The sequence below is a fragment of the Rheinheimera marina genome, assembly GCF_042654345.1.
GTDB lineage: Bacteria > Pseudomonadota > Gammaproteobacteria > Enterobacterales > Alteromonadaceae > Pararheinheimera > Pararheinheimera marina.
Genome location: NZ_JBHSGB010000010.1, coordinates 370,211 through 390,283, shown reverse-complemented (window position 1 = coordinate 390,283; position 20,073 = coordinate 370,211). Strand labels below are relative to the sequence as shown.

The 20,073-nt window shown below is 52.6% G+C and carries 21 protein-coding genes; 5 read left to right on the top strand and 16 right to left on the bottom strand.

Annotated features, from left to right (window positions below; translation table 11 throughout):
- Positions 1-5: 5 nt before the first annotated feature.
- From ACFO3I_RS11440 to rpe, 4 genes are read right to left on the bottom strand one after another with little or no spacing between them, the layout of a single operon-like run.
- Entirely contained in the window at positions 6-623 is a 618-nt protein-coding gene (locus tag ACFO3I_RS11440) for an anthranilate synthase component II (RefSeq protein ID WP_377334121.1), read from the bottom strand.
- On the bottom strand, positions 623-1,645 hold the full coding sequence (gene trpS / locus ACFO3I_RS11435) for a tryptophan--tRNA ligase (RefSeq protein ID WP_377334120.1): 1,023 nt from the start codon (positions 1,643-1,645) through the stop codon (positions 623-625). Before trpS ends, ACFO3I_RS11440 begins: the two co-directional genes overlap by 1 nt.
- The gene (locus tag ACFO3I_RS11430) at positions 1,646-2,329 is read right to left on the bottom strand and encodes a phosphoglycolate phosphatase (protein WP_377334119.1); all 684 of its coding nucleotides are present in this window, start codon (positions 2,327-2,329) and stop codon (positions 1,646-1,648) included.
- A complete protein-coding gene (gene rpe, locus ACFO3I_RS11425; RefSeq protein ID WP_377334118.1) occupies positions 2,326-3,006 on the bottom strand; it encodes a ribulose-phosphate 3-epimerase in 681 nt (226 codons plus the stop codon). Before rpe ends, ACFO3I_RS11430 begins: the two co-directional genes overlap by 4 nt.
- 236 nt (positions 3,007-3,242) lie before the next feature.
- Here rpe and ACFO3I_RS11420 point away from each other — a divergent pair, with 236 nt between their 5' ends.
- Positions 3,243-3,992, top strand: a complete 750-nt coding sequence (locus ACFO3I_RS11420; protein ID WP_377334117.1) for a TorF family putative porin — start codon at positions 3,243-3,245, stop codon at positions 3,990-3,992.
- A gap of 394 nt (positions 3,993-4,386) precedes the next feature.
- Complete coding sequence (locus tag ACFO3I_RS11415; protein WP_377334116.1) at positions 4,387-4,575, top strand: DUF2970 domain-containing protein; 189 nt, start codon at positions 4,387-4,389, stop codon at positions 4,573-4,575.
- Here ACFO3I_RS11415 and ACFO3I_RS11410 read toward each other — a convergent pair.
- The 9 genes from ACFO3I_RS11410 to pilM all read right to left on the bottom strand — a co-directional run bounded on the left by ACFO3I_RS11410 (position 4,497) and on the right by pilM (position 13,467).
- A complete protein-coding gene (locus ACFO3I_RS11410) occupies positions 4,497-5,423 on the bottom strand; it encodes a Dam family site-specific DNA-(adenine-N6)-methyltransferase (RefSeq protein WP_377334115.1) in 927 nt (308 codons plus the stop codon). The genes ACFO3I_RS11415 and ACFO3I_RS11410 overlap by 79 nt on opposite strands.
- A complete protein-coding gene (locus ACFO3I_RS11405) occupies positions 5,410-7,230 on the bottom strand; it encodes an SPOR domain-containing protein (protein WP_377334114.1) in 1,821 nt (606 codons plus the stop codon). The genes ACFO3I_RS11410 and ACFO3I_RS11405 overlap by 14 nt, the downstream gene beginning before the upstream one ends.
- Positions 7,227-8,294, bottom strand: coding sequence for a 3-dehydroquinate synthase (gene aroB / locus ACFO3I_RS11400; protein WP_377334113.1), 1,068 nt, complete (start codon positions 8,292-8,294; stop codon positions 7,227-7,229). Before aroB ends, ACFO3I_RS11405 begins: the two co-directional genes overlap by 4 nt.
- A gap of 32 nt (positions 8,295-8,326) precedes the next feature.
- A complete protein-coding gene (gene aroK, locus ACFO3I_RS11395) occupies positions 8,327-8,845 on the bottom strand; it encodes a shikimate kinase AroK (protein ID WP_377334112.1) in 519 nt (172 codons plus the stop codon).
- Positions 8,846-8,989: 144 nt separating this feature from the next.
- Entirely contained in the window at positions 8,990-10,642 is a 1,653-nt protein-coding gene (locus ACFO3I_RS11390; RefSeq protein ID WP_377334111.1) for a type IV pilus secretin PilQ, read from the bottom strand.
- Complete coding sequence (locus ACFO3I_RS11385) at positions 10,639-11,193, bottom strand: pilus assembly protein PilP (RefSeq protein ID WP_377334110.1); 555 nt, start codon at positions 11,191-11,193, stop codon at positions 10,639-10,641. Before ACFO3I_RS11385 ends, ACFO3I_RS11390 begins: the two co-directional genes overlap by 4 nt.
- Positions 11,190-11,816 carry a type IV pilus inner membrane component PilO gene (locus ACFO3I_RS11380; protein WP_377334109.1) on the bottom strand — a complete coding sequence of 209 codons (627 nt, stop codon included), beginning with the start codon at positions 11,814-11,816 and terminating at the stop codon, positions 11,190-11,192. Before ACFO3I_RS11380 ends, ACFO3I_RS11385 begins: the two co-directional genes overlap by 4 nt.
- Before the next feature lie 8 nt (positions 11,817-11,824).
- A complete protein-coding gene (locus ACFO3I_RS11375) occupies positions 11,825-12,439 on the bottom strand; it encodes a PilN domain-containing protein (protein WP_377334108.1) in 615 nt (204 codons plus the stop codon).
- Positions 12,427-13,467 carry a type IV pilus assembly protein PilM gene (gene pilM / locus ACFO3I_RS11370; RefSeq protein ID WP_377334107.1) on the bottom strand — a complete coding sequence of 347 codons (1,041 nt, stop codon included), beginning with the start codon at positions 13,465-13,467 and terminating at the stop codon, positions 12,427-12,429. Before pilM ends, ACFO3I_RS11375 begins: the two co-directional genes overlap by 13 nt.
- Before the next feature lie 186 nt (positions 13,468-13,653).
- Between pilM and ACFO3I_RS11365 the strand changes: the two genes are divergently transcribed.
- The 3 genes from ACFO3I_RS11365 to ACFO3I_RS11355 are packed head-to-tail and all read left to right on the top strand — an operon-like array spanning position 13,654 to position 17,356.
- Positions 13,654-16,284, top strand: a complete 2,631-nt coding sequence (locus tag ACFO3I_RS11365) for a penicillin-binding protein 1A (protein WP_377334106.1) — start codon at positions 13,654-13,656, stop codon at positions 16,282-16,284.
- 56 nt (positions 16,285-16,340) lie between these two features.
- Positions 16,341-17,000, top strand: coding sequence for a substrate-binding periplasmic protein (locus tag ACFO3I_RS11360; protein ID WP_377334105.1), 660 nt, complete (start codon positions 16,341-16,343; stop codon positions 16,998-17,000).
- Entirely contained in the window at positions 17,000-17,356 is a 357-nt protein-coding gene (locus ACFO3I_RS11355; RefSeq protein WP_377334104.1) for a DUF1428 domain-containing protein, read from the top strand. Before ACFO3I_RS11360 ends, ACFO3I_RS11355 begins: the two co-directional genes overlap by 1 nt.
- A gap of 2 nt (positions 17,357-17,358) precedes the next feature.
- On the opposite strand, the gene ACFO3I_RS11350 is transcribed toward ACFO3I_RS11355, so the two are convergent.
- The 3 genes from ACFO3I_RS11350 to ACFO3I_RS11340 are packed head-to-tail and all read right to left on the bottom strand — an operon-like array spanning position 17,359 to position 20,035.
- Positions 17,359-17,838, bottom strand: a complete 480-nt coding sequence (locus tag ACFO3I_RS11350) for a RidA family protein (RefSeq protein ID WP_377334103.1) — start codon at positions 17,836-17,838, stop codon at positions 17,359-17,361.
- Positions 17,835-18,452: a c-type cytochrome gene (locus ACFO3I_RS11345; RefSeq protein ID WP_377334102.1), complete on the bottom strand. Its 618-nt coding sequence runs from the start codon at positions 18,450-18,452 to the stop codon at positions 17,835-17,837. Before ACFO3I_RS11345 ends, ACFO3I_RS11350 begins: the two co-directional genes overlap by 4 nt.
- On the bottom strand, positions 18,449-20,035 hold the full coding sequence (locus ACFO3I_RS11340) for a flavin monoamine oxidase family protein (RefSeq protein WP_377334101.1): 1,587 nt from the start codon (positions 20,033-20,035) through the stop codon (positions 18,449-18,451). Before ACFO3I_RS11340 ends, ACFO3I_RS11345 begins: the two co-directional genes overlap by 4 nt.
- Positions 20,036-20,073 lie beyond the last annotated feature (38 nt).

Below are 20,073 nucleotides of genomic sequence, written 5' to 3'. Positions count from 1 at the left end.
GGGCCTCAGATGGTTTCAGTGCAGTGGCTGCAGTTTTTATCATTATGCGTCAGTCTATCTGTATGTGTCAGAAAATTCTGTAATAACTGATGTCCTTGCTCCGTCAGTATAGCCTCAGGATGAAATTGTACCCCTGCCAGCAACAGATGTTTGTGCTGCAAGCCCATGATATCGCCGGAGTCAGTCCAGGCAGTGACTTCAAAGCAATCAGGCAGGCTCTGCCGCTCAACAACTAAGGAATGGTAACGGGTGACGCTCAACGGGTTGTTCAGACCGCGGAAAAGACCTGTCCCCAGATGCCCGATAGCGCTGTTTTTGCCATGCATCACTTCAGGCGCCCGCACCACTTTGGCACCAAACACCTGGGCTATGGCCTGATGGCCGAGGCAAACTCCGAGGATGGGGATCTGGCCGGCAAAATGCCGGATGGCATCCAATGAAATGCCGGCGTGATCTGGGCTGCAAGGGCCAGGTGAAATCACCAGATAGTCGGGCTTCATAGCCGCTATTTGGGTCAGACTGACTTCATCGTTGCGACGTACCACCACCTGTTGACCCAGTTCAGCAAAGTACTGAACTAGGTTGTAGGTGAACGAATCGTAGTTATCCAGCAGCAGTAACATCAGGCAGGTAACACAAAACCTACAGCGTCATACACTTGTTTCAGCGTGATGGCAGCTCGAGCTCGCGCTTGCTCAGCACCTTGACGCAGCACTTGGTTCATCAGGCTCTGATCCGCACGGATTTCTTTGAATTTCTGCTGCACGGGCTCCAGCAGCGCCACTACAGCATCGGCCACATCAGTCTTCAGATGGCCATACATTTTGCCTTCATATTCAGCAACCAGCGCGTCAATGGATTTGCCGGTCACACCACTTAAAATACTCAGCAGGTTGGCAACACCGGCTTTATTTTCCAGATCAAAGTACACCCGGGGCGGGTCTTCTGAATCCGTCATCGCCTTTTTGAATTTTTTGCTGATCATTTTCGGGTCTTCCAGCAAGCCAACGAAATTCCACGGGTTTTCATCCGATTTGGACATTTTTTTCGTCGGGTCCTGCAAGCTCATCACCCGGGCAGCCACAGGCGGAATATAAGGTTCTGGCACCACAAAGGTATCGCCATGCAAGGCGTTAAAACGCATGGCCACGTCGCGGGCTAATTCCAGATGTTGTTTCTGGTCATGACCGACAGGCACCTGATGGGCGTTGTACACCAGAATGTCCGCCGCCATCAGCACAGGGTAAGTAAACAAACCGGCGTTGACGTTATTGCTGTGACGCTCCGATTTGTCTTTAAATTGGGTCATCCGGCTCAATTCGCCAAATTGGGTGTAGCAGTTCAACACCCAGTTCAGCTGACTGTGCTCAGGCACATGGCTTTGCATAAAGACGGTAGAGCGCTGAGGATCAATACCGCAGGCCAGGTACAGCGCCAGACTGTCCAGTGACGCATTGCGCAGCGCTGCAGGTTCCTGCCGCACGGTAATAGCGTGCAAATCGACAATGCAGTACAGGCAGTCATAGTCGTCCTGCATTTTATCCCATTGCCGCAAAGCACCCAGGTAATTACCAATGGTAAGCTGGCCTGAAGGCTGAGCCCCGCTCAGTACTGTAGGTTTAGAGGCTGAAGAAACTGCTGACATTTAACATTCCTGTACATATTGCCGGATCGCTTGGGGTAACTGGCGAAAATCATCCAGTACCAAATCCGGTTGACTAAGTTCGATAGATTGGCCGTGATTATACCCGTAGCTCAAGGCAAAAACAGGCAAAGCAGCCGCTCTGGCGGCAAATATATCGTTTTCTGAATCCCCGACCAGCAACAACTGAGTAGGAGCTAACTGCTCAAGCTCAGCCAGTTTCAGCAGCATATCCGGCGCAGGTTTGGCTTTGGCCACCTCATCGGCGCAGACCAGTTGAGAAAAATAAGGTGCGATGCCAAGGCTTTCTAATAAAGGCAAGCTGAACTGACGGGGTTTGTTGGTGGTAACCGCCAGCCGGTAGCTCTGACTCAGTTCCGACAGCACTTCTTTGACTCCCGGAAACAACACTGTGTGCTGACCATTGGTCTGATGGTAGTGCTCAATAAAGTAGCCCTTCGCCTGCTCCAGCAACTGAAGATCTACAGAGCACGGTTGCATCTCGCCAGTTAAAGCTCGTTTGAGCAGCATCAGCATGCCGTTCCCCAACCAATGCTGCACTTGCTCCAGCCCGACCGGCGCCAGACCGAGTTGGGCCAAGGTCTGGTTTAATGCAGGCAAAATATCCGGCGCACTGTCGACCAGGGTGCCATCCAAATCAAAAGCTATACAACGAAGCGCCGTCACGACAATGACACCTTAGCCAGCTCAGCCCGCATTTGTGCGATGACCGCCTGGTAGTCGGGCTGACCAAAAATGGCCGAGCCCGCCACAAAGGTATCAGCCCCAGCCGCGGCTATTTCAGCGATATTGTCAACTTTGACCCCGCCATCCACTTCCAGCCGGATAGCCAGGCCGGACTGATCAATCAGGGCTCTGACTTGTTCCAGCTTCTTTAAAGTCGACGGAATAAATGACTGGCCACCAAAGCCCGGATTCACCGACATCAACAACACCATGTCTACTTTGTCCAACACATAATCCAGATAACTTAAAGGCGTGGCTGGGTTAAATACCAGCCCCGCCTGACAGCCGTGCTGGCGGATCAACTGCAAGGTCCGATCTATATGCTGAGAAGCCTCAGGATGGAAGCTAATCATCGATGCTCCGGCTTCGGCAAAAGCAGGCACCAGACTGTCAACATTCTCCACCATCAGATGCACATCCACTGGTGCCTGAATGCCGTACTGACGCAACGCCTGGCATACCATCGGGCCAAAAGTCAGGTTCGGCACATAGTGATTGTCCATTACATCAAAATGCACTACATCAGCGCCAGCGGCCAACACCGCGGATACATCCTGACCCAGGCGCGCAAAATCGGCAGATAAAATAGAGGGTGCTATCCAGAAAGGCTGACGCATCTGATTTCCATACTAAAAGAATGAACTGGCCGAGACTTTACTGAATTTGCAGAAAAAAATCACCTGATTGCCCTGCCCCATTTCTGCACAAAAAAAAGCGACAACGCACCAAAATTGGACATTATTTCATCGCACAATTAATACATTCATGTCATCTAAATGATTTATAAAGGTTTTTAGCTATGGCACAAAAATGGAATAGCTTGATCGGGAACTATCAGATAAGGGCATATAAAATGACAAAAACATCCAGTATGGGAAAACACGCAACAAGTCGTTGGTTGAAACTGAGTTTACTAGCCACTGCATTAACCGCCAGCCTGACTGCACATGCAGCCACCATTAGCGGTAACGTGGCTTTTACAAACGATTATTTATTCCGCGGTATCTCGCAAACCAACGAAGGCCCGGCTATTCAGGGCGGTTTTACTCTGGCTGGCGAGTCAGGTTTCTACCTGTCGACCTGGGGTTCCAATATCAAGTTTGGCGAAGGCAGTATGGAGCTCGATGTACTGGTTGGCTGGACTGGCGCATTAAACGACGAATGGAATATTGACGTCGGGGTCATGGAATACATGTACCCGGAAGGTGACAACGGCGAAACTGAGTTTAACTTCTACGAAGGTTATGCCAAGTTCTTCTATGACAAATGGACTTTAGGTCTGGCTTACTCACCGGATTATTTTGGTGCTGGTGTTGAAGACTATTACTACCTGTCTGCGGACTACAAATATCCATTAGTGGAAAGCATGGCGCTGGATCTACATTTCGGTTACAACTCTTTTGAAGATGCTGGCGAGTTTGAAACTTTCCTGGCCGCAGGCCCCACCACAGATGACTCCTATATTGACTGGAGTGTTGGCGTCAGCGGTGAAATTTTGGGTACAGGTGTTGCGCTGAAATATGCGGACACCAGTGTAGATGATTCAGCCGAATGCTACCTGTGTGACAGCCGTATTGTGCTGACCATCAGTAAAAGCTTTTAATCGTCCTCCGAAGCTGGCCTGCCTACAGGTCAGCTTCGCTGTGTTGCCTTTTCTTTCTGCACTGCGCATAAGTTAACCAGTTGTATACTTCGCGAAAGTTGAGTATGATTCGGCACACTTATTGACCAGCGAGGACCGCAGATGAATACCCGAAGCAAACTCCGTTGTGGTGCCCTGGTAACCATCGCTGCGACCGCCTTTCTGCTGATCCATGTCAAAAATCCTCAGCTGGCTCCTTGTGTGACCCAGTTTTCGACTGACAGCAATGTAACCACTCAATGCCAACCGCAACAAAGCTGGTTCAACTGGTTACAGGGCAACAGCCGCTCAACCCAGTTTCACTTTGTCGATTTATTAGAGTTGTTGAATCGGTTCGGCCACAACAGGAATTAACGTGGCAGGCCCGACGCTGAAACAGCTGGGTAAAGCGATCATCGGTGCACTGATAGGTGTGCAATCAGAACAACAGCGTCAGGCTGACTTCCAGCAACACTCGATGTGGCCTTATTTAATTGCCGGGATCCTGGCGACTGCACTTTTTGTTGGCATGCTGCTACTGATTGTCACGGCTGTGTTGTCCTGACACGCCGGATACAAGGCAAACAACTCCGCCACTTTGCCTCTGCTGCTGCCTTTCTGACTGATCGAACGCCCCACCTGAATCGAACTTAAGGTCGAGTTTTCATAAAGCTTGCGGGTCAGCGTGGTGTCATGGTTGCTGATCATCACCGTCATGCCATCGCGCTGTGCCTGTTCAGCCAGATTCGCCAGTTGCGCCTGGTCGTCCAGGTTAAAACTGTTTTTGGCATAAGAGGTAAAACTTGCCGTGCGGCTAAGCGGCACATAAGGCGGGTCACAATAGACCACAGCAGGTGCCGTTAAACTGGCAAACAGCTGTTCGTAAGACATGCAGACAAAACGGGCCTTCTGCGCTTTTTCGGCAAAAAACCACAGCTCCTGCTCCGGGAAATAAGGCTTTTTATAGCTGCCGAAAGGCACGTTAAACTTGCCACTGCTGTTGTAACGGCACAGACCGTTGTAGCCATGCCGATTCAGGTACAGAAACAACAACGAACGTTCGTAGCTGTCCTGGCTTTGGTTAAATTGTTCGCGAAATGCCAGGTAACTGCTTTTCTGGTTTGCACTGTCATTAAACAAACCGGCAGCATCCCTGATAAAGGCTTGCGGCTGCTGCTGCAACAACTGGTACAAATGGATCAGATCCGCATTGATGTCATTGAGCAGATAAGACGGATAGTCTGTATTGAGAAATACCGAGCCGGCGCCGACAAATGGCTCCACCAGCAATGGGCCTGCCGGCAACTGCAGGCTGATGGCATCCACCAGATTAAACTTGCCGCCTGCCCATTTCAGAAAAGCCCTGCTTTTTGCGTGACCTGCTTTATCTTTGGTGCTTTTACTGGCCGGCAAAGTTTCGGATCTCCCGCTGGATGTCGGTCAGGCTCTTCACAAAAGGGGTTTGCTGGCGTAGCTCTTCCGGCAGGGTTTTCACTTGCTGCCGGGCCGCAGTGCCATTGACGTAAGAGGCGGACACCACCACAAACTGGTTTTTGCCCTGCTGCTGACGCTGGTACATCTGCAAATTCAGGTTTCTGTATTTGTTGATAAAGTTCTGCGCTGCGCTCAGCTGAGAGTAAACCCCCAGTTGAATGGCTACAGTGTCCGGTAACATCGCCAGCAACACTTGTTCATCCAGTGCGGCAGCCTTTGCTGGAGCCGCGGTGACCTGAGCAGGTTGAACTGCGTTTTCTTCTGCCATCTCAGCCAGCAATTCATCGTTTTGGGCCGGGCTGGCTGGCTGCTGAGCTACAACTTTGGATTGCTCCCTGGCCACCGTCTCAGGAACAGATTGGGCGGTCGGTTCTGGCTCTGGCTTGGAAACCACAGGTTCGGCTTCTGTGCTTTCCGGCTGTTCATGCTGCGCAGTATCATCCGCCACAGGCTCTGGCAGCACTTCAACAGCAGCAGGTTCATCGGCAGCTGCACTCGCTACTTGCTGTGGAGCCTTTTCAGCGTTCACTGACGTTTGCTGCACTTCACTCACCACGTTGTCCAGCTCTGTCTTCTCGGTAGCCGGTGTCACGGTTTTTGGCAACGCCATTTGTGGCATTGCATTGTCACTGAAGGCTGGCCTGCTAATGGTGCCCACTTCGGTGCCAGCCACTGCTTTCGCTTGTTCCAGCTGATCCTGCACATCAGGCCCTTTGCTGACGGCCGCAGTAGAGGCCAGACGCTGCTCTGACGTACTGTTGGCACTGGTGTTCGGGTAATAAGGGACTAAATCGGGAGCCACTGGCTGACGGAACTGTTGCTCCGACCATAACCAGAACATGACGACCGCTGCAATCAGGCTGAAGCCAATGCTCATCACCAAAAAGGGTGAAAAGAACTGACCGGACGCAGTGGACGCTTTCACTGGCGCATGGGCGGTTCTGGGTGGCCGCACTTCGGCTTCAAACGATAGGCTTTGTTCTTGCTCGGTGCGCATCGCTCTCAGACCTACAGGGTCCGGACTGTCATTGCTGCTAATAAAGACCGGCACGGCTTCGTCATCCTCCACCGAACTAAACCCCTTGGCAGCAGGCGCTTCGGCCGCTTTGACTGCAGGTTTGAACTGGCGTTTTACCGGGTTACGGGAAAGGCCGACAAACAGCAAATGCAAGTCTCCGGCACAGTCATCGATGCGTTCCAGCAGCTCGCGCTCAGGCAAGCTATATGGCAGCAGTAAATCGCGACACTCCTGCTCTGTCACCGGCAGTAAATGCATCGCCAGACGAACTTCCGCCTTGGGCTGCAACACAGAGATAAACACGCTGACCGGTAATTGTTGCACCAGTTGCCAGCATTCATCCGACAACTGGTCGGCATCATCAATCAGCAGTAAAAAAGATTCTTTCGGCTGCAACTGCGCAAAAAACTCAGGCAAAGCGCGGGGCAATGGCTGCACACCAAACCAGTGCTGCTGCATTACTTTAAGCATATCCACTGGTTTGAGGCCAGGTTCAGCCTGTAGCAGCGCCAGATTAAAATGCTCGGAGCAAATCTCTGCCAGCGCCAACATCAGTGTACTTTTGCCACTTCCGCTGCTGCCAACCAGTTGTAAGCGTTCCGGCCGGTTAAATTCCAGTTGCAACAATAAGCGTTGCAGCAACTGACGCTGAGAGTCCAGCAAACCGGAGTGCTGAGTCAGACGCTGTTGAAGTGCAGGTTTGTTCATAAACTGAAGATAGTCAGTAGTTCAGATTCAGTGACGTTGTCGACAATAGCACTTTGCCCTAAAGCAACAGGTAAAATAAAGCGCATTTTACCTGCCAGTACTTTTTTATCGGTTTTCATATAAGGCATAAAATCCTGAATGCGCATGGCTTCAGGTGGGGAAACAGGTAAATCAAAAGCTTGCAACAGATTCGTCACTCGTTTCAACTCGTGCGTGTTCAAGTCACCACGGCTGTGCGCCACTCTGGCCGCCATCACCATGCCGGCAGCAACGGCTTCACCGTGCAGCCAGTGGCCATAGCCCAGATGCGCTTCAATGGCATGACCAAAGGTGTGCCCCAGATTCAGCAAAGCACGCTCGCCCTGCTCAGTTTCGTCCCGGCTGACGATATCGGCCTTCATCTGGCAGCAATGACGGATCATTTCCGCCAGCACTGCTTTGTCTCTGGCCTGAATCGCCTGCTGCTGCTGTTCCAGCCAGTTAAAAAAAGCCAGGTCGGCAATTAAGGCGTACTTCACCACTTCGGCCATACCAGCGGCAAATTCACGCTTCGGCAAGCTGTCCAGCACCGAGGTATTAATCAACACCAGATCCGGCTGCTTAAACGCGCCGATCATATTTTTACCCAACGGATGGTTCACAGCGGTTTTACCGCCGACAGACGAGTCGACTTGCGACAGTAACGTGGTCGGGACCTGGATAAAACGCACACCGCGTTGATAGCAGGCCGCAACAAAACCCGTTAAATCGCCAATGACACCGCCGCCCAAGGCAACCAGCACCACGTCACGGTTAATTTTATGTTCAAGCAAAAAGCAAAGCGCCTGCTCAAATGAACTCAGGGTTTTGTAGGCTTCACCATCGGGGATCAGAAAATGTCGTACGTCAGCCTGGCTGAACAGCGCCTGCACCTGGGCTAAATACAATTCAGCGACGAGCGGGTTGGAAAGAATCACCACCTGTCGGGCGGGCGGCAGAACCTGCTGCAGGTTCTGTTGAAATAACTCAGATTGGATCAGGATAGGGTAGCTGCGCTCTCCAAGTTGGACTTCAACTTTTTGCATTCACAGCTCTCCTTTCCTGTCAGTAGTCGTCGTTAAAAACCCAGTTGATCAACAATCTGGTTGGCCACGGCACGGGCACTTTGCTCGTCGGTGCGAATAGTGAAATCGGCGATTTCTTCATATAGCGGGTTACGTTCATCCGCTAACCGCACCAGCACTTCACGTGGTTCTTCTTTGGTTTGCAACAGTGGACGGCGCTTATCCCTTTGGGTGCGGGCCACTTGTTTTTCGATCGGGGTTTCTAAGTAAACCACGATACCACGTGCCGATAAACGGTTACGTGTTTCTTTGCTTAATACTGAACCACCACCTGTGGCCAGCACTATGCCTTGTAATTCTGTCAGATCCGAAATCACGTTCTCTTCGCGGACACGGAATCCGGCTTCACCTTCCAGGTCGAATACCCAGGCAATGTCTGCACCTGTGCGGCGTTCAATTTCCTGATCAGAGTCGTAGAATTCTAAATGAAGCATTTCTGCTAAATGACGGCCAATTGTACTTTTACCTGCACCCATTGGGCCTACAAGGAAGATATTGCGTTTTTCTGCCATACGTAATGCTGCTGCGCTAACTTTGAAGGTTAATTATCAGGACGCGAAAGCTCCCACGAAAATTTGAAGCGGTGAATTATGTCAGCAATGGGTTTGGCTTGGCAAGTGAATTTTGGCGCAGCCCACGCCGTTGGCAGTGCCGGTTCAAGGCTGCTCCGTCAGTATTCTCGGGGTGACAAAAATCAGTAATTCGGTTTTTTCATTGAAGTCACTATTACGTCGAAACAGTCGGCCCATCACAGGGATATCGCCCAGTACCGGCACCTTGGACGTGGTGTTGGTGTATTGCTGCTGATAAATGCCACCCAGCACGACAGTGGCCCCATTGTCGACCAGCACCTGGGTCTGAATACGTTGGGTATCGATGGCCTGTGCCGGTCCGTTGCCTGTCGATACCGTCTCGCCTCTGGTATCCTGAGTGATTTCCAGGTCCAGGATAATTTTGTTATCCGGCGTCACCTGCGGGGTCACTTCCAGGCTTAACACCGCCTTTTTAAAGGTCACCGTAGTGGCACCGCTGCTGGACGCTTCCAGGTAAGGGATCTCAGTGCCCTGCTCGATGCGTGCTTTTTTCTGATTGGCCGTGGTAATACGAGGGCTGGCAATAATCTCGCCTTTATTTTCCTGCTCCAGTGCAGACAGCTCCAGATCAAGCAAGGTGCCGTCGGCAAACTTAGTGACATGAAAAGCCAGACTACCGGCTGGATTGGACACAGGTAAATTCACATTCCAGCGATCGGCCAAATCAGGCACAGTGCCGCCGGCCAAATCATTGGCGCCACTGGCATTACCCGACCAGGCTTTGTTGTTTTGCTGATCGCTGAAGCCCCAGCGAATGCCTATTTCGTCCCGGACATTATCGCGCACCGTCACCATACGCGACTCAATCAGCACTTGCTTGACCGGCACATCCAGCCGTCGCAACAAACGGCGAATATTGTCGATACTGCGCCGGGTGTCTTTCACCAGTAAGGTATTGGTGCGCTCATCAACAGACACATTGCCGCGTTCGCTCAATAAGGTCGCATCTTTGTTATTCAGCAAAGCGGCCAAATCGGCTGCTTTGGCATAATTGACAGTCAGAAACTCGGAGGACAGAGGCTCCAGCTGCTCCACCTGTTGTTGAGCCTGCAGCTCACGCGCTTCGCGTGCAGCCAGTTCGTCAGAGGGCGCGATCAGCAGAATATTGCCTTCCAGCCGTTTATCCAGACCCCGCACCTTCAATACCATATCCAGCGCCTGGTCCCAGGGGGTGCCATCCAGTCGCAGCGTGATATTGCCAACCACAGAGTCACTGGTCACCAGATTAAAGCCGGTATAATCAGCAATGATCTGCAACACAGTACGCACAGGAACATCCTGAAAATTCAACGAAATAGCTTTACCAACATAAGGCCCTGGCGCCGAAGCTGAGCGTTCGGACTTTTTCTTCAGAATCAGCTCAAAATTCCGGTCCAGTTGCTGGTAGCTGTATTCCACCTCAGCCAGATTACTGATCACCAGCCGGGCCACCTCCCCCTGACGGAAGGTTTCAATGCCTTGCACCACAGTGGCAAAATCCAGCACATCCAACTGATACAACAACTCATCCGGCAAAGCGGTTTGCTGGAAATCCAGCTGGACCCTGCTGCCGTCCGAGCTGACATCCACTGCAGCAGACGCATTGGCCAACAGCACCAGCACCTTGCCTTCGCCTTCCGCGGTGCGGCGAAAATCAATGGCTTCAATCTGGTTCAAAGGCTGCGCCACGGCTGCGATGCTCAGCAGCAGCGACAGGGCCACCATCCATTTGTTCATGCTCCCCTCCCGTTCGTCTGCGGCTCGGGCTGTGCCGCAGGTAACTGCAGTTGCAGCTCGGTTTCACGCCGGATAAAACAACCTGAACCGTCAGGCACCAGCTCACGAATTTGAATTTTGTCTGGCCTGACCCGGCTGATTTCGCCATAAAACAAACCCAGTTTGTCACCCGCAGTGACCCGGTGCAGTTTCTGACTGCCATCCAGCAACAGGGCCCACAGCTGACCATTCGCACCCAGGGTGCCTTTCATGGTCAGGGTATCCAGCGCCACCAGCTCCAACGGCTGTTTAGTTTGGCCTGGTTCCGGCTGCAGACAGCCCGCCCGGCTTTGACTGCTCTGTGCCCCTTGCACCGGTTCAGGCATCACAAAAGGGCTGCGACCTTGTTCGCTTTGGTAAGGCTGATGCACAAAGGCATTCACAGGTTTGAGTGGCGGTATTTTCGCCACCGCCTGTTGTTGCACTTCTTGCATAAAAAACCGGATATCGTCGCTGTTATCAAAGCACGCGCTCAGTGTCAGGCTGATCAGTAACAACACAGCAATCCTCATAAGCTGCTCCCGCCTTTGGCAGGCGCACTCACCGCGGGAGCTTTGGCCTCTTTGTATCTGTAGGTTTTTGCTACCACCGAAAAATTAAGTTGTTCAGTCTCTGTGGTTTTCAGCTGAAAATCATGCAAAGTGACAATTCTGGGCAAAGCCGCCACCGCACTGACAAACAAGCCGACCTGGTGATAGGTACCCAACACTTCAATTTGAATGGGCAACTCGGTATAAAACTCCTTTTCAATCTCCGGTATCCAGTGAATACGGACGAAACTTAAGCCCACCGAGGTGCCAGCAAAGGTAATGTCGTCCAGCATGCCCGGAGTTTCCCGGCTACAGGGAAGCTGTTGCAGCAAGCCCGCCAGCATCTGCTCCATTTGCTGCATCTGCTGCTGGTACAAGGGTAAATTCACTGCCATCGAGTATTTGCTGCGATAACTCTCCCTGAGCTCTTTTTCTTTTTGCTGCTCAGCCTGTAACTGCACCAACGCCGGGTCCACCAGAAACAGATAACTGCCAATCAGCACTAACAGAGCTAACACCACAGCCACCACAACACGTCCAGCCTTAGGCCAGGATCCCATGTTGCTAAAATCCAGCTCAGCTAAATCCAGTTCAGACAAGTTCATCTTCAGATTCATGATTTGCTGCCTGCTTTTTTCGCTTTAACGCCTTTGCCTTTCACTGGCTCTGGCGGAGGCGCTACGGGTTCGGCGCCCAGGATCAACATATGCATTTTGAAATCACTTAAACCACGCTGGTCATCGGCATCGGCCTGAATAAACTCCAGCAATGGCTGACGCAGCAAACCAGACTGCTCCACCTGACGTAACATGGTCGATAATCTGTTGTTGGATTCACTGCGCCCGGTCAGCAACAACTGATTGGCTTTTTTATCCATGCCGGTTAGATAGACGCCATCCGGTACCACGTGCGCTATCTGGTCGAAGATTTGCGTACCCAGGTTGCGACGCTGTTGTAGCTGCTCGATAAGCGCCAGCCGCTGCTCCAAATCCTTTTTCTTTTGATTCAGCAAGCGAATTTCATACAGCTTTTTATCCAGCAACTGATTTTCCGCTTCCAGCACGCTGTTCCGCACTTTCTGGCCTTCTGTTCTGGCCTGCACCAGCCACATCAGCAAAAACATCAGTACAAATGCCACTAACGCAACTTGCGCCAGCTGCTGCAGATACTTCAGCTGGCGCTGCTTGCGGGCGGCTTCACGCCAGGGCAACAGGTTTACAAATGACATGGCGAAAACCCTCGCAATGCCAGACCGCAGGCAATTAACAAACTGCAGCTCTGCCCGGCAAACCGGCTCTTGTCGGCCGCAGCGCCCCATTGCATCTGACCAAGCGGGTCCGCCAGTACCGTATGAATAGCCAGTTCATCCGCCAACAGCTGGGCCAACCCAGGCAGGCAAGCGGAGCCACCGGACAGCAGAATATAATCCACCTGCTCCACCCCACTGGTGGTCAGGTACATTTGCAATGCCCGTCGCAGTTGCTGCAACAACTGGGTCTGAAAGGGGGCGGTGACTTCAAAACTGGCACTGGGCGGAAGGTCAAACAATTGCTTGGCACGCTCCGCCTCTGCCGGTGTTTTGCCATAAAAAGCGGCAATGGCATTGGTGTAGTGCAGCCCGCCAAAAGCCAGGTCCCGGCTGTATAACAACTGATCGCCCTGCACAATGCATAACAGGGTCAGGCTGGCGCCTATATCCAATACCGCCACTCGCTTTGTCATTGCATCTGCCGGTAGCTGGGCATAACACAAAGGCACAGCTCGGCTTAAACTGGCACTCTCAACATCGACCACTTTGGTGACAAAGCCTGCCTGCTCCAGCGCACTGACCCGACTTTGCACCGTCACAGTGCGGGCAGCAGTCAGCAGCACCTGCGACTGCCCGGTTCTGCTGTCGCTCCCCTGCACTTCAAAATCCAGGCTCACTTCATGCAGCGGGTATGGGATCAGGCTTTCCGCGTCCAGTTCTATCTGTCGCCAGAGGTCGTCATCATCCAGCTCTGGGTTCATCAGAATCACCTTGCTGATCACCTGAGCACCGGACACCGCAGTGGCCACGTCCCGAATCGATTTATCCAACTGACGCCGCAGCCGTCCGATAGCCTGACTGACGGCTTCAATGTCACGAATATCCCTGTCGACCATCACATCTGCAGGCATAGGTTCTATTGCAATGGCTTCTACTTTATAATGTCCGGCTTGCTGGCTGAGCAGTACAGCTTTGATGCTGTGGGAGCCGATATCGACACCCAGCATCAGGTTTTTTTTAGGTGGAAAAAGCCGGTTTAGCATAAGCTCAGGTGATACAGGTGAATGATTTATCTGGACTTGTGAACTGAGCTTAGTCGGTTTCTGCCAAAGTAGCGGCCTTGTTGGCTGAAGTTTGCTGAAAAACATTCCGTTTCAGTGCAGTTGCCTGAAGTGGCCTGACAGAGGGTACTGATGTCCTGGTTTAAAAAAATAACACTGCTGGTTCTGGCGGGTTTGATGTTTGGCGTGCTGGCCGTTGCTGGTGCTTATCTATATGTCAAAGACGATTTACCCAGTGTGGCCACCTTAAAAGAAGTCAAACTGCAAACCCCGATGCGGGTCTTCAGTCAGGACGGCCAGCTGATTTCACAGTTTGGTGAAAAACGTCGCATCCCGCTAAAGCTGGAAGAAATGCCAGAGCTACTGATTAAAGCCGTGCTGGCCACCGAAGACAGCCGTTTTTATGAGCACCCAGGTATCGACATCATAGGTATGTTCCGTGCCGCTACAGTTGTGGCCCTGAGCGGTGAAGCCCGTCAGGGTGCCAGTACCATTACCCAACAGGTGGCCCGGGAGTTTTTCCTCAGCCGGGAAAAGAGAATTCTGCGTAAGGTCAAAGAGATTTTCCTGGCGATCCGGATTGAACAACAACTGAGCAAAGACGAAATTCTCGAGTTATACCTGAACAAAATTGAACTGGGCCAACGTTCGTTTGGTGTCGGTGCAGCCGCACAGGTGTACTTTGGTAAAGCCATTCAGGACCTGACCTTATCCGAGATGGCGATTATTGCCGGTCTGCCGCAGGCGCCTTCGGTATTAAACCCGGTCCGTTCACCCAGCCGCGCCCGCACCCGCCGTAATATAGTGCTCGGCCGGATGCTGTCTGAAAAATACATCACTAAGCAGCAATACGAAGAGGCCGTGCAGGAGCCTATTATTTCTAAACTGCACGGTGCCCAAATTACCGCTTCAGCACCTTATGTCGCCGAAATGGTGCGGCAAGAAATTGTCGCTAAGTACGGTGAAGAAGAAGCTTATTCCAAAGGCTTCCAGGTCTACACCACTGTAGACTCCCGCTTGCAGGCCAAAGCAGTGGAAGCCGTGCAGAAAAACGTGGTGGGTTACGATGAACGCCACGGCTATAGAGGCCCGGTGGCTACCCTATGGCAAGCCAATGCCGAAACTCAGGCAGACGGTTCAGTGCAATTTGCCGAACAAGGCCGGCTATCCGACGCAGAAATTCTCGCCTACCTGGATGAACAGGACGGACTGGAAGATTTAACCCCTGCAGTGATCACTGCAGTGTCAGGTCGCGAAGCCAGTGCCATCCTGTCTGGCGGCCGTGCCATTCAGATCAACTGGCAAGGATTGAGCTGGGCCAGAAAATTTATCAGTCACGATCGCCAAAGTCATGCCCCTAAATCGGCCGCTGAAGTGGTGGCACCAGGTATGCACGTACTGGTAAGGCCTCAAGGCGCAAACTGGCGCTTAGGCCAAATCCCGAATGTCAGCAGTGCTTTGGTGGCCATCAACCCAACCGACGGCGCACTGCAGGCGCTGGTCGGTGGTTACAGCTTTGCCATGACCCAGTTTAACCGCGCCACTCAGGCCAATCGTCAGGTCGGCTCCAATATCAAACCTTTTATTTATTCAGCTGCGCTGGACAACAAGCTGACGCTGGCCACTGTGATGAATGATGCGCCAATCCACGAATGGGATGAAGGGGCCAACCAGGCCTGGCGGCCTAAAAATTCTCCTGAGGTGTACGACGGCCCAATCCGGATCCGCGAAGCGCTGGCCAAGTCGAAAAACGTAGTGGCAATCCGCTTGTTACGCACTGTGGGTATAGAAAAAACCCGTCAGCATCTGACCAAGTTTGGTTTCAGAGACAAAGATTTACCGCACAGTGAGACTCTGGCCTTGGGTTCGGCCTCCCTGACACCGCTGGAACTGGCCACCGGCTATGCGGTCTTTGCCAATGGCGGTTACCTGGTCAAACCTTATTTCATCAGCAAAGTTCTGGATGATGAAAATAACCTGATTTTTGAACACAAGCCGGTTCCGGTCTGCGCTGAATGTGAAGCCCGCGATCTGGCTGGCCAGCAGGCCGTGTTGCAGGCAAGGCAACACGAAAAAGCGCAGCAGCAAGCAGCAGCCGAAGCACTTGCCGCCGATCCGGAAGCTCAGCTGGAGGCTCAGTTTGCTGCACCAGTAAGCCCAAACCAAACCGCGATTGCTGACTTTGTGTCGGCAGAAGTCCCGTACGCACCACGGGTAATTTCAGCGCAAAACGCCTTTCTGGTCGCCGACGCCCTGAAAAGCTCCATTTGGGGCGGCCGTGGCTGGGTGGGGACAGCACACAGATTACGTGATCTGAAACGGCAGGACTTGTCAGGCAAAACCGGCACTACCAACGACGTGAAAGACGCCTGGTTCTCTGGGTTCTCACCTGAATTGGTCGTGACTACCTGGGTGGGTTTTGATGACGCCGAAAGCCGGTTAGGCAAAACGGCCTGGAACAGCAACCTTGGTAAAGATCAGACCACTGGCAGCGAAGCCGGCGCCAAAACCGCCCTGCCGGCCTGGCAGGAGTTTGTTGGTTTTGCGCTGGAAGGAAAACCGCAGATCATTACACCGCCTCCGGTTGGGATCAGCTCAGTCCGCATCGACCTGGCCACAGGCTTACTGACTCAAGCGACCGATAACAGCAGCACCTTTGAATACTTTATTCAGGGCACTGAACCCAAGACCTATGCCAATTCCTCAGTGTCACCTGTTCCGACTGAGTCGAAAGAAACTCAGGAAGACATAGAACTGTTTTAATCACTTGTCTTGCCCTCCGGTTTTGCTGACTATACTTCAGCAAAACCGGAGGTGTTATGCGTCTGATTTATCTGGTCTGTCTGAGTTTTCAGCTGTCAGCACAACCCGTGCTGAAAGCTGGTTATCCAGATCGCTTCAGTGACGAGTTGCCCGGTTCTGCAGGCAAAAGCCTGCGCTCTCAACTACTTTATTGCATTGAGCAGCACTCCAGGCTGCACTGGTCCTGGCAATCCTACCCTACCACCCGCTTATTTCATTCCCTTGAATCCGGCGATCTGGACCTGGTGTACCCGGCTATTTTTTCACCCGAACGAGAGCAGTACGCGATCGCCAGTGACGTGCTGTTTTATGTTCGTAATCTGTGGCTTAGCACAGCTAAAGCACCGAGTCCGCTAGCAGAGCACAGTATTGTGGTTAAACGGGGGGCCTTGCAGGTCGAACAGCTGAAGGCTAAAGGGTTTGACCAACTTGTGCTGGTGGAAGATTTCCGTACCCAGCTCGACATGTTGGATGCAGGCAGAGTGGACTTCGCCTTGATGCCCCAGGAAACTTTCCTCATTTTGCAATCTCAGCGCAAGCAGCAGTACTTCAGCAGCGAGTTCAATAAAGTGCCGGGGGGCTTTTACCTGGGCAAACAGGCCAACCCCACCTTTTTACCCGCGCTGAATCAAGCGCTCCAACTCTGTTTAGCTCAATTTAATCCAGGAGAACTTTGATGTATGTCGACGGCTTTTTAATTCCTGTTGCCAGCCACCGTCTGGAGGAATACAAACAAATGGCAGCGGACGCTGCAATAGTGTGGAAAGAATACGGCGCTTTGGATTATGTCGAAACGGTTGGCGATGATATGCAGATTGACGGCGTGGACAGCTTTTTAAATAAAGCCGGCTGCAATGCCAACGAAGTGGTGGTGTTCAGCTGGATCAGCTACCGGGATAAAGCCCACCGGGATGCCGTCAACGAAAAGGTGATGGCCGACCCGAGGTTGCAGCAGATGATGGAGCAGAAAGACCCGGTATTTGATTGCCGCCGTATGGCCTACGGCGGCTTCCGGTTACTGGTTAAAGCCTGAGATTAAGGCCGGACAGCAATCACTTCAATTTCAACCAGCATGCCTGGTGCCACCAAACCTGCTATTTGAAAGGCAGAGCGGGCTGGTAAATTAGGCTGCGCTGCAGTACCAAAAAACTGCGTGTAGCCTTTCATAAAGCCGGTGAAATCCATCTTGCCTTCCAGCGCAGGGTCACCGACCAGGAACACCGTCATTTTCACCACATCGCCCATGCCCAGGCCTTTGGCTTTCAGTGATGCTTCAATTTGTGACAATACGCTGACCGTCTGCTGCTCTGTGTTGCCCCAATAGGCCGCGGATGTTTTGTCTGCCTTTGGATCCGCCGGCGCAGGCACTTTACCACTTTCAAACACCAGTTTGCCGACTTCGACTGCACTGGCGATAGGGAAAGTACTGTTGCCAGGTAACGGATAGCGCTTCACCTCTGCCTGCGCTGAGGCTGCGACCAGCAACAAAGCCGCCGTGGTTATCACTGCTTTCATTGATTATCCTTCTGTTGATTGATTGAACTGATATAAGCCACTACATCCTGAACATCCTGGCTGCTGGACAAACCAAGCGCCATTTGCCGCATCAGCGCACCTTGCTGATCGGCAGCATTGACACCACGCTCCCCGGCGCGGAAAGACTCCAGTTGCCGGCTCAGGTACCAGGCATGCTGCCCCGCCAATGGTGGCGCTTTCATCGTCTCATTGCCTTGCGCCTCAGCGCCATGGCAGCTCTGACAACTCTGGTACAAAGACCGGCCTTTGGCGATATCACCGCTGGTTTCCGCGACAGCCGCCACCGGCTGCAAACCTTTGATAAACGCCAGCGCCATGTCGACGTCCTTTGGCTCCATACTTTTGGCAACCGCCATCATCTCTTTGCTGTAGTTATCTTTGGCATGGTCACCACGCCAGCCAGCCTGAAAACTATGCAATTGCGCTTGCAGATACCACTCTGGCAACACCGTCAGATTAGGCGCCTGAATAGCCGCATTACCCTGCGCATTGCTACCATGGCACACCAGGCAGTACTGCGCATTGGCCTGAAAGGTTTCGGCGGCCAGTCCATAACTGAACAGCGCGCCTATCAGCAAGACCAGTCTTTTCATACGGCGCTCCTTTTCTTCAGTTCCTGCTGCTGAATATGCTCCAGCGCGAACCAGGCCGAACGCACAGCCCCTTCTTGCCAGCCGGGATGGAAACTGACCTGATCGCCCACCAGATAATGCTGGCCGACCGGTTGCTGCAACACGCTGAAACTGCGCTCCAGCAGCTCGTCACTCCAGACGGCACCACAGCCCAGCATATGGTTCATCCGCTGCCAGCAGATACTGTTGCCTTGTTCGATATACTGCCGGTAGTTCGGATGCACCGCTTCGCCCTGACGCAACGCCAGTTCGATCCGCTCTTTGTGCGGCAAGGCTGAGATCCGGTCAACGATATCCGGATCCCAACTGTAAGCGCCAAGCAAAATGCCTTTTTGTTTGAACACGCCATGCGGCGGGTACCAGATTTGCGTAATGTCCTGATTGGTCCAGGAAATACCGGCATAAATCTGCTCACGCTCCCAAAAACGCTCTTTGGCCTGCAAAGCAATTTTGGACAGCTTGCCGCGCCGCAATTGCCGCATCACCTGCAGATAAGGCTCAGGGAAGTTATTTTCGATGCCACAGAGCAAGTGGCTTGGAATGCAGTTCAGGCAATAATCGGCCCGCACTGTCTGCTGCTGCCCGTTGGCAAAATAACTGACCTCCACCCCTTGTGGCAGTAACTGCACCCGTTTGACCTGAGCCTTCAGCTGAACCAAAGATCCCACCTGCTTCAGCAAGGCGTTGACAATCTGGTCCATGCCACCAGTCGGGGTCATCAATGCCGACGATTGATCGGCAATTTCAGCAAAATGCATGGCGCCCAGCACAAAGTTACTGCGCAATAAATCGGCCAGCGCCCGCGGTTGTTTCAGCTTGCCATGCGACAGAATGCCACCACTTAAATAACCGGCCCGCTCTGTGCCCTGATAGGTCATATCGGCCGACAAGTCGCCAAAGGCCTGGGTAAACTGCAGCAACTGCTCAATAGCAATGTCATCAAAGGGTTGGTCCAGCTGCGATTTGCCTTGCACCGATTTAGCCACCAGTTCGGCGTAAAGCCCACGCACGTCGGCTTCGTATTCACGGATCCGCACTGGTTTGCCGTCAAACACGGCCGGGTCCTGGGCGTAGCAGTTTTTATTGTGGTTGGTGAAGAGTTGCATCTCCACGCCCAGTTCTTTGCAGTAATGCAAAATGGCCGTGTGATGCGCCGGGATCCTGGCCGCGCCGGCGTTAAAGTACAGGTGCGGTTCGTTATCAAACTGGCAATGCTGCGGATTGCCCAGCTCATCAATTAAATCGCCATGGCGAATGGTGAAGTTACGTCCACCAGCCCGGTGCGAAGCTTCGAGGATCTGGCACTGATAACCCGCTTTGGTCAGCTCATAAGCGCTGATTAAACCACTGATCCCAGCCCCTAAGATCAGTACTTTCGGTCCACCTTGTCCGGCAGGTTTTAATGCGGTTGGCTGGCTGCTTTCATTGGCGTTGGCAGGCCTTGCCAGTCCGAATAAGGCGGCCCCTTGCATCAAGGCCGCACTTCCTCCCAGTTTACCCAGCAAGGCCAACGCCTGACGCCGGGTCATCTGATCTGTTGTCATACCCTGTTATCCTGAATTCTGAACCGCAAAAGGCGCGC